The organism is Algoriphagus antarcticus (assembly GCF_002150685.1).
Lineage (GTDB): Bacteria > Bacteroidota > Bacteroidia > Cytophagales > Cyclobacteriaceae > Algoriphagus > Algoriphagus antarcticus.
In genome coordinates this window covers 24,310-33,358 of record NZ_MSSW01000089.1, presented here as the reverse complement: position 1 = coordinate 33,358, position 9,049 = coordinate 24,310, and the positions used below count along the sequence as shown (strand labels likewise).

Annotated in this window: 8 protein-coding genes; 4 read left to right on the top strand and 4 right to left on the bottom strand. The window is 41.3% G+C overall.

Translation table 11 applies throughout. The features are described 5' to 3' along the window. The first annotated feature begins 146 nt into the window (after positions 1-146). Together BVH04_RS22805 and BVH04_RS22795 are read left to right on the top strand one after the other, a co-directional pair. On the top strand, positions 147-572 hold the full coding sequence (locus BVH04_RS22805; RefSeq protein WP_240511030.1) for an energy transducer TonB: 426 nt from the start codon (positions 147-149) through the stop codon (positions 570-572). A 321-nt stretch (positions 573-893) separates the two neighbouring features. Further along, complete coding sequence (locus BVH04_RS22795; protein WP_140160649.1) at positions 894-1,340, top strand: hypothetical protein; 447 nt, start codon at positions 894-896, stop codon at positions 1,338-1,340. Between the two features lie 110 nt (positions 1,341-1,450). Here BVH04_RS22795 and BVH04_RS22790 read toward each other — a convergent pair whose 3' ends face one another. Beyond that, on the bottom strand, positions 1,451-4,000 hold the full coding sequence (locus BVH04_RS22790) for a M14 metallopeptidase family protein (RefSeq protein WP_086543771.1): 2,550 nt from the start codon (positions 3,998-4,000) through the stop codon (positions 1,451-1,453). A gap of 127 nt (positions 4,001-4,127) precedes the next feature. On the opposite strand from BVH04_RS22790, the gene BVH04_RS22785 reads away from it, so the two are divergent. Both BVH04_RS22785 and BVH04_RS22780 read left to right on the top strand, forming a co-directional pair. After that, positions 4,128-4,895, top strand: coding sequence for a 3-keto-disaccharide hydrolase (locus BVH04_RS22785; protein WP_086543770.1), 768 nt, complete (start codon positions 4,128-4,130; stop codon positions 4,893-4,895). A gap of 74 nt (positions 4,896-4,969) precedes the next feature. Continuing rightward, positions 4,970-6,310 carry a Gfo/Idh/MocA family protein gene (locus BVH04_RS22780; RefSeq protein WP_086543769.1) on the top strand — a complete coding sequence of 447 codons (1,341 nt, stop codon included), beginning with the start codon at positions 4,970-4,972 and terminating at the stop codon, positions 6,308-6,310. Positions 6,311-6,454: 144 nt separating this feature from the next. On the opposite strand, the gene BVH04_RS22775 is transcribed toward BVH04_RS22780, so the two are convergent. From BVH04_RS22775 to BVH04_RS22765, 3 genes are all read right to left on the bottom strand, one after another. Next, positions 6,455-6,859, bottom strand: coding sequence for a hypothetical protein (locus BVH04_RS22775; protein ID WP_086543768.1), 405 nt, complete (start codon positions 6,857-6,859; stop codon positions 6,455-6,457). A 595-nt stretch (positions 6,860-7,454) separates the two neighbouring features. Further along, positions 7,455-7,952: a DUF937 domain-containing protein gene (locus BVH04_RS22770; protein ID WP_086543767.1), complete on the bottom strand. Its 498-nt coding sequence runs from the start codon at positions 7,950-7,952 to the stop codon at positions 7,455-7,457. A 293-nt stretch (positions 7,953-8,245) separates the two neighbouring features. Further along, entirely contained in the window at positions 8,246-8,932 is a 687-nt protein-coding gene (locus BVH04_RS22765) for a CAP domain-containing protein (protein WP_086543766.1), read from the bottom strand. Positions 8,933-9,049: the final 117 nt, after the last annotated feature.

Below are 9,049 nucleotides of genomic sequence, written 5' to 3'. Positions count from 1 at the left end.
TTGCCAGTAAAAAATTTATAGGATCAAAAATTCAATGACACCTTAAATTCTGGTTTACTCCGGTCTTCGGTCATCGGTCTTCCAGCCCATTGACCAAAGAGTATTCGCTTACTGGCAGAAAAGCTTAAATGCATAAACCAAAATCAATGAAACTATCACGGAATATTTTCTTACGTAAAGCAGCTCCGATAACTCTGATTGCATTACTATTCTTCGCTGTTCTTCCTAGTCAACCAGCTTTTGCGCAAACAGAGACTGACTCTGTCTATATGGAAGTAGATGAAATGCCACTGCCAAAAGGTGGCATGGACGGCTGGAATTCTTACCTCGGTAAAAACATGAAATATCCAACCGCTGCCAGGGAAGCTAAAGTGGAAGGCACAGTGGTCGTTTCTTTTGTAGTTCTGGAGAATGGCGAAGTAAGTACAGTTGAAATCCTGAGAGGGATAGGTAAAGGCTGCGACGAGGAAGTTCTACGACTTGTGGAAGAATCTCCGAAATGGACTCCTGGCAAAAAAGACGGAGAAGTTGTCAAAACACGAATGAGACTTCCTGTGAGGTTTAAGCTCTAAAAGTTAAGTTTTAATTAGTTGAAAAAACATCCGGAGATTCTTCGGGTGTTTTATAGTTTTCAATCAAATTTAACCATAAAGTTCACAGAGGAATTCGCAGAGGACACTGCCTGGGGGTTAGTCTTCATCTCAAAAGATTTGAAATATATGTCTAGTTTTATCTATTCCTTATCCTTTGTTTAGCTCGATAATCAAAAGTTTTAAGAGCTTTCAATAAGCAAAATGCAACAGTCATTTCCATTTTCGAAGGTTCTATTAATGAGAATTTGTATTAGTCTGATCAGAAATATTCTAAGTTTAGCCAGAGCGATATTATCCTTTATGAAGCACACACAACCCAAATTCCGATTTCCTCTCACAGTTTTACTTTTTCTATTTTTATTGAGCATGTTCTCTTGTACCAGCGGATCAGAAGGAAAGCTCATTGGGACGTGGAAGGGAAGTGATTTTTTATTTATCAAAACTGAAGGCCCTGATTTGGTAGTTACAATTAATGGGGGCCTAGAGCAGCACCTGAATAGTAAATTGATTTTTAAAGAAGAAGGAACCTATGAGAAGCTGGTGGGGGAATATGACAATGGAAATGGAACTTGGATAGTGGAGGATGGTCAATTGATCACTACAGGTGAAAACGGGAATGTGTTGATTTACAAGTTGCTGAAAGTCACTGACGATGAGTTGATAACTAGCCATGACGTAAGTTTGGATACTCCTGAGGGAGAGATCAAGGGCAAAATCACTTTATCTTACACAAAAGAACAAAGCTAAATAATTCAAAATCCACCGAGATTAATCCCGGTGGATTTTGACTTTTTAAGATGAAAATGCACACTGATGAGGTATTTCTGGTAAAAGGGTATTGGCCATTAATCTGATAATCAATCCATCAAGTCTCCGAAGAAAATAGCATTCAAAAACAACTTGTTCGTACCAAACCATGCTCCTCTGAAATTTGGGCTATCGAAGAAGTTGACCACTCTACCACTACCCACTGGTGAGATAATCACGCTCGCACTTTGCTTTAGTTTGTCCAGGTTTGCATCAGAAATATATCCTCCCAAATGTGGATTTTCTGTATAGCGGATTGGGGTAAGGTATTTATTCTCACTAGGCTTCATGAAAATGCTATTATTTCGATACACAGGAAGTTCTTCACGCTGATACCCATAGGCGATCGGATGTGTAAGATCCAACTTTGCCATATAGATACTGCCTCCTACCGACTTTGCACCTTCATAATCGCCCTGCAAAGCAAAAGGAAGATTTTTGGGCTCTGCAGCTTTTTCCTCCTCTTCATTGTCTATCAAAGTTTCCTTAATAATTCCTTTTTGATTCATCCAAAGGCTGGCACTTTTCATGGAAATGACTGTGCCCCCGCGCGAAATCCAGTCTTTCAGATGAGTGACGACAGACTCTGATAGAGAATTGTAATTTCCCGTCGGCAAGATTAGCGTAGTGAAATCGTAGAGATTTACCCTTCCCATATCCTCTGTATTCACCTTGGTAATGGGCATTCCCAGCTGACTGTCCATGAGATACCAAATCTCCCCAGCTTCATAGCTGGATATGCCTTCGCCCACGACCATGATTACTTTTGGTTTCGTCGCTGCACCCACAAGGTTAGAACCAAGGTCTATACCTTCCAGATTCATTCCCGTGGTAGTTGCAAAGATTTGTTGGGAGTTTTCTTTGGCTAATTCCTGTACAACTTCTTTGAGCTTTTCTGCTTCCAGCTTTTGAAAACCTGTCGGGATCATCAAAGTTCCGGCAGCAAATTTGGTATCGCCATTTTGGGTTTTAGCCGTAAATGGGCGGTTGATGATTTCCACATGTACCCCAGCTTCTTGCAAGTCAAACAGCATTTTTGGCGCATAATAATCCGCCCAATCGATTAAATATGCATAGGCTTTTCCTGCAGGGAAATCATAGGAAGATACTGGTGCTTCTTTAAGCTGGTCTCCAGATTTAATAGATGAATTTGGAGCAAAAGGCATTCCGTATGCACGAGCCATAGTCCAAGCTGAAGCATCGTAAAAAACTGAGTCTGCAAATTCTTTTACATCCTCAAACATGGTGCGAACCATTCTGTATTGTGGTTGAGCGGTTGGGACAATCCACGACTGTCCTTTTTTGAAGCTGTATCCTTCTGAGCTTATATCCGCATTATTTTCATAAACGTCGATTTTGTGATCAAGCAGGAATTTTACAAAAAGGTTGTTTCTACTTTCATCAAATTCGTCACCAAACACATAATTTTTGGCTGGATCTTTTGCTCCCTCCGCAACTGCTGTTTCGAAGAATTCTCTTAGGTAATCATGCATGTATTCTCTATTGTCCAATCCTGCTTCCATCGTGGCAATGGAGCTTAGTAAGTGATTTTTGATCGTAAAAGCGAAACTGACATCACCGCGCTGGCTAGATTGCAAGTGCCCACGGCTACTCGCCTGCTCGAATACCAGCCCTAAGCCGCCCTGAATGTCGGGATACGTAGAACCATAGCCAGGATAGCTGTTATCAAACACTTCTTTGGTCCAATACAAGCTTCCGATTTCATCAAGGTATTCTGCGAAATACTTTGCGAAACGCACATTCAGATCATCGTAATTTTTTCTCGGAACCACAGGATTTTCGCTTCCAAAGGGTTTGGTTGGCTCAAAGAAGTAAGTCCCGTCAGTTCCCATTTCATGAAAATCCGTAGTCACATTCGGGTACCAGTCATGATACCAGGCGATTTTCACCTGAGATTCTGGATGCGCCAACGGTAACCAATCCCGATTCAGATCAAACCAATAATGGTTTGTTCTTCCTCCTGGCCATGCCTCATTGTGCTCACGATCCAGAGGATCTGAGACAGGAGGAAAGCCTTTATTGCTATTTGCCCAAAGACTGTGACGATCACGTCCATCAGGATTAACAGTGGGATCGAAGTGAACTACGGAGTTTTTGCGAAGATTTTGGGCCAGCTCACTTTGCGAAGCCAAAAGCCAGTAAGCTGTAAGCATCGCAGCCTCAGCGGATGAAGGCTCATTCCCATGAACACCATATCCCAGGTGAATGATTGCGGGCATATTGGTCACATCAGGTTTGGGTTGACTTGGATCCGCAAGTTGAACTTGAGTTTTTCTGATTTCTTCCAAGTTACTCATATGGGCGGCAGAAGCTATCGTCAAGATGATCTTAGGTCTATGCTCATGTGTATAACCAATCGTTTTCAGTACTGCCAGTTCGCTGATTTCATCCAGTTTTTCATAGTATTTCACGATGAGATCATAGCGTGTATGCCAGTCTCCAATGGGATAACCCAGAAATTCCTCCGGGGATGGAATGCTAGGGTCAAAGCTTTCCCCTGGAAAATAGTAAGAGGACTGCGCAAATCCCGGCAGAGATATCAAGAATGTGACTAAAATGCTGAGTAGTTGTTTTTTCATAGGGATATTCTTTGTGGAAATTAGTAAAGAGAATTTGCAAGACAATTTAAAATCCACCAATGGTTTTTGGTTTGGTGTGTTTTGGCTTAATTTATCGATCTAATAATAAATCCTAAAAATCTATTGTATGAAAAAGACAATATTAGCACTAGTCTTGACGGCAGGTGCATTGACTGTAAGTTCTTTGGCAAACGCCCAAGAGAAAACTCCACCACCGATGAAGCCCGAGGCTACGGAATTTTACACTCCCGTGCCACCAAAAGTAACTCCTGGGGCAAATAATACTGCTCCTCCCTCTGATGCAATTGTGCTTTTTGATGGTACTAATCTGGATGCTTTTGTGAGCGCAAAAGATGGGTCAAGCCCCGCGGGTTGGACTATCGAAAATGGTGAATTGGTAGTGACCAAAGGAAAAGGTGATATCCAGTCCAAAATGCCTTTTGGAGATGCACAATACCATGTTGAATGGTCAGCACCAACCGAAATTGTTGGTGAAGGTCAGGGTCGTGGAAACTCAGGTTTCTTCTTGATGGGCGTCTACGAAGTGCAAGTATTGGATAGCTACGAAAGCAAAACTTACACGAATGGTCAAGCTGGAAGTATCTACAAGCAGCACCCACCTTTGGCGATGGCGCTGCGACCAGCCGGTGAGTGGAACTACTACGATATCATTTTCACAGCACCACGCTTTAATAAGGATGGTATTGTGACTTCTCCAGCTACTGTTACCTTGTTGATGAATGGCGTGCTGGTACAAAACAATGTGATTCTAAAAGGGCCAACCGAATACATCGGTATTCCAAATTACAAAGCACATCCTGAGAAGTTAGCTATCAAACTTCAAGATCATGGCAACCCCGTAAGATTCAGAAATATCTGGGTACGGGAGTTGTAATCAAGTCTTTTTATTAGAGCAGTTAATTTGATTATCTGCTCTTTTTTTGTCAACTCTCAAAAACTCAAAATACCATGTCATCAAGAAGAAAATTCATCCAAAACACCATGCTGCTAGGTGCGGGATTAGGCATGCCTAATATCCTGACAGCATCAGATTTCGGGACTTTTACCCGAAAAATCAAACCATCAGATCAACTTAATTATGGCTTAATTGGCTGTAAGGGAATGGGTTGGTCAAATATGAGTGCTCATCTAAAAATGCCTCAGGTAAACTGTGTGGCTTTGGCAGATGTGGATCAGAGTGTCTTGGATCAGCGAACTGAGGATGTCTTTAAGTTACGCGGAACAAGGCCAAAGCAATACAAGGATTACAGAAAGCTTTTGGAAGATCCGGATATAGACATTGTGATTGTCGGGACTCCTGATCATTGGCATTGTCTCATGATGTGTGATGCAGTCTCTGCCGGGAAAAATGTCTATGTAGAAAAGCCTATAGCGAATACCATTGAAGAATGTCAGCTGATGGTTAAAGCCCAGGAGCGGTACGGCAAAGTAGTGCAAGTAGGGCAGTGGCAACGCTCTGGCTCTCAGTATGCAGAAGCTATCGACTATGTGAAATCTGGTAAACTTGGCCAGATCCGATTAGTAAAATGCTGGGCATATCAAGGCTGGATGAAACCAGTTCCAGTACTACCAAACCAAGCTCCACCAGCAGGTGTGGATTATAAAATGTGGCTTGGACCAGCACCGGAAAGACCTTTTAATCCGAATCGATTCCATTTTAATTTCCGATGGTTTTGGGATTATGCAGGTGGATTGATGACGGACTGGGGGGTGCATGAGATTGATATTGCGCTATTTGCAATGGGAGTCACCGCACCCAAATCTGTGATGGCATCCGGAGGGAAATTTGCTTATCCTGATGACGCCTCAGAAACCCCAGATACGCTACAAACGGTCTATGAATACGATGGCTTCAATATGCTGTGGGAACATGCTACTGGGATAGATGGTGGGAATTATGGGTCTACTGAAGGGATCGCATTCATTGGAAACAATGCCACTTTGGTGGTCAATAGAGGTGGATGGAAAGTGATTCCTGAAACTGAAACCAAGGATGGCGAGCGTGTTAATAAGGTGGAGGAAGTAGCGCATACTAAAGGCATAGGATCGGCTCTAGATCTACACGCAGCGAATTTTGTAGAAGCTGTTAAAGCAAATGATCCGAGTCTCTTAAATTGCGCGATCCAAACCGGAAGCATCGCAGCTATCAATGCTCAGATGGGAAATATCGCCTATAAGACGGGTAAAAAGGTTTATTGGAACTCTGAAAAGAATCAATTTACTGATAAGGAAGCAAACCAATTAATGAAAGCTCATTACCACAATGGCTGGGAATTGCCGAAGATATAGTTGAAAAAATATAAGCCTTTGCAGTAGAGGAGATGCTATAAATGAAAGTCTCCACTGCTAATTTCAAGAGGTTGGTTTATTTTTGGACTGAATGAAAAAAGCCATGGATTTTATTCCATGGCTTTTACTTTTTCATACTTCTTGTTAAAATGCCAATGCAGCGAGTCCTAATTTACTCTTTAAAGGATTGATAGATTTCAGGATTTGACTTGAATATTTTTTTAACATATCATTTCCCATTAGATCTGTCAAGAACTTGGTTCTGTTGTTTTTCAGACCAAGAAAAGCTGTCTTTTTATCATCATCTGATTTTCCGCTTTTGTTGATGTCCATCAGTTGATCGACAAAGCTTGAATTATTCATTGTCAGCTTATCTTTCTGATCGGAATTCAAGTCAAGTCCACTTGTGTCATTTAATATCCCCGATAGCTGAGTGGAAAGATCCATCTCTGGAAGATTCATTTTGGGAGTTTTAAGTGTTTGCCCATGGACATTCACGGATAGGATAAATAAGAGTGTAATGCCTAAGATAAATTTCAGTTTGTTCATTGTTGTGTTATTTATTGTTTGGATTAATTAATATACAATCTTAGCCAGTTTATACTTCCAACTCTGTGGCTCAGTCTGCTTTTTTGATTTTTTGATATACTACCTTAAAGTGTCTTTGTCAACCCATCTTTTATCACATGGTTTTGATGGATGTCTTGCCTGTAACCTTGGCAAATTAAATAATCTGTAAGTACACTTTTCTGCCAGTAAGCGTATTCTCTTTGGTCAATGGGTTGGAAGACCGATGGCCGAAGACCGGAGTAAACCAGAATTCAAGGTGTTTTTGAATTTTTAATCCTATAAATTTTCTACTGGCAAGATTCCGTATAATCACGTTAAATAAAATGAGTATCCGTGATCTTGCACGTATCAATAATACATTTGGTTTTCACTTGTAAAAATCCCCCTAGCCCAATTTGGAAAGGGTGAGTAGCCTAAACTGATCCTCAAATGTTGATTCCAACCATTTACGTGCAACATAGCAAACAGTCACATTAAATAATTCTCGAATTGTCAGAACCGCCAACTTTTATTGCATGGTTTAGAAAGCTCGAGTTTTCTTAGGTAAATAATAATTGAATTAGCCCTTCTAAAACTATTTAAATAATCCCTTCCCCATATTCATGAGACCGCCCAAATCCATCCCCCCTTTTCCACCACCATTGCCAAGAAGTGAACCTAGCAGGTCGGCAGTTCCTACTTTTCCCTGACCACCTTGCAGTGAAGATACAATGGAGGACATGATATCATTGTTGTCCTGCGGCGCATCATTTACGCGTTTATTGAAGAAATTCATAATCATCGGAAGCGCTGCGGCGGCTATTCCCATAGCTTGCTCTTTAGTAATTCCGAGTTTTTCCATCAAACCTTCAGATACATCCCCTTGTAAGTTATTGATTACTGGGGCACTAGGAGAGGTTTCCTTTCCAGAAAACATCTCCTGAACGGCGGCAGTATCACCAGAGGATACTCTATTTTGAAGGCTGCTGGAGAGGGAATCTTTGATGGCAGAAGCTCCACCTTTGTCCTGATTCATTCCTTCGAGCATTTCTTGAAGCGGGCCTTCCGCTAGCTTTAGCAATTGATCTAACATGATTTCAAAAATTTGTTTGACGTAATTTCTTCAAAAGGTATATAATTCCAATAGTATTCAGAGTAAAAAATGATTATCCGTAATACTGCCAGTGGCCATATTTTCTTTGATTTAGCAGACGGAAGTCCAGCCACCTCGAGGCAGGCCGATGACGGGTGACCGAAGTAGCGTAATTGCTTAATTTCACCCCATTCTAGGATGCTTTTGTCTCTTCACTGCCAGAAAAACAGATATTCAAAATGATCAATACATGTTTGCATTCGACCCCTTGTCAAATATAAAATGCCAACTGTTTACTTGAGTTGGCCCATGTCCTTTCCTCCAAAATTCTGCACACCAATAAGGTAGGGGACATTAAAAAACTCTCTATTTCCATAAACACTTGCTCCACATCCCATTTTCACGAAATCCGGATTGAGAATACTTTTGCGGTGACTGGGAGAATTCATCCAAAGCCTCACCGCTTCCTGGGCATAGCTGAGGTAGGTATGAGGCAAAATTACTTCTCGTTTGGAGCTGGCGTAGGTATACATCCCTCCAGATCTGGGAATATTGATTTTCCTGCCATCTTGGTATTGCAGTCCAATACTTGAGCTGATATTTTCTCCGACCAGTTTCAAGTTTATGCCCTCTCGGGCAAAACGGTCATTGACTGTCTGCTTTCCTTTCACCTGACTTATATGGGAATAGAATTGGAAATTGACCATATCCGAAGCATGATCCGAGGCTACTTTTTCGATTGTATCAGAATGTTCAAAAGCAGGTAGGCCATGTTTGATTCGCTCTTGATTGGTCACATGAAACATGGCAGCTTGCAATAGCCCTCGATCCATTTTCTTGTAATTGATGGTTTGATGAACTGCAGCAAGCTGGAAAAATTGTGCTGGAGTAAAGCGATTGTAATCAGTGGAAATCCAGGTTTGGGCTACCAAAGAATTTGAAATGAAAAGTAAAATAATCGAGAGAAGTCGTAAAGCCAAGATGCTGATATCTATAGGATGTTCAGGGAAAATAATCTGAAAACTAGACGAAAAATTTCCTGAAATATTTTACTTCCATTGAATAGATTGGCTGATATCGAACTATAATACTGTGCG

Bases quoted from the DNA above. Each gene is read 5' to 3' on its own strand.
- BVH04_RS22780 (WP_086543769.1), top strand. From the start codon at position 4,970: ATGTCATCAAGAAGAAAATTCATCCAAAACACCATGCTGCTAGGTGCG.
- BVH04_RS22795 (WP_140160649.1), top strand. From the start codon at position 894: ATGAAGCACACACAACCCAAATTCCGATTTCCTCTCACAGTTTTACTT.
- BVH04_RS22785 (WP_086543770.1), top strand. From the start codon at position 4,128: ATGAAAAAGACAATATTAGCACTAGTCTTGACGGCAGGTGCATTGACT.
- BVH04_RS22775 (WP_086543768.1), bottom strand. From the start codon at position 6,859: ATGAACAAACTGAAATTTATCTTAGGCATTACACTCTTATTTATCCTA.
- BVH04_RS22770 (WP_086543767.1), bottom strand. From the start codon at position 7,952: ATGTTAGATCAATTGCTAAAGCTAGCGGAAGGCCCGCTTCAAGAAATG.
- BVH04_RS22805 (WP_240511030.1), top strand. From the start codon at position 147: ATGAAACTATCACGGAATATTTTCTTACGTAAAGCAGCTCCGATAACT.
- BVH04_RS22790 (WP_086543771.1), bottom strand. From the start codon at position 4,000: ATGAAAAAACAACTACTCAGCATTTTAGTCACATTCTTGATATCTCTG.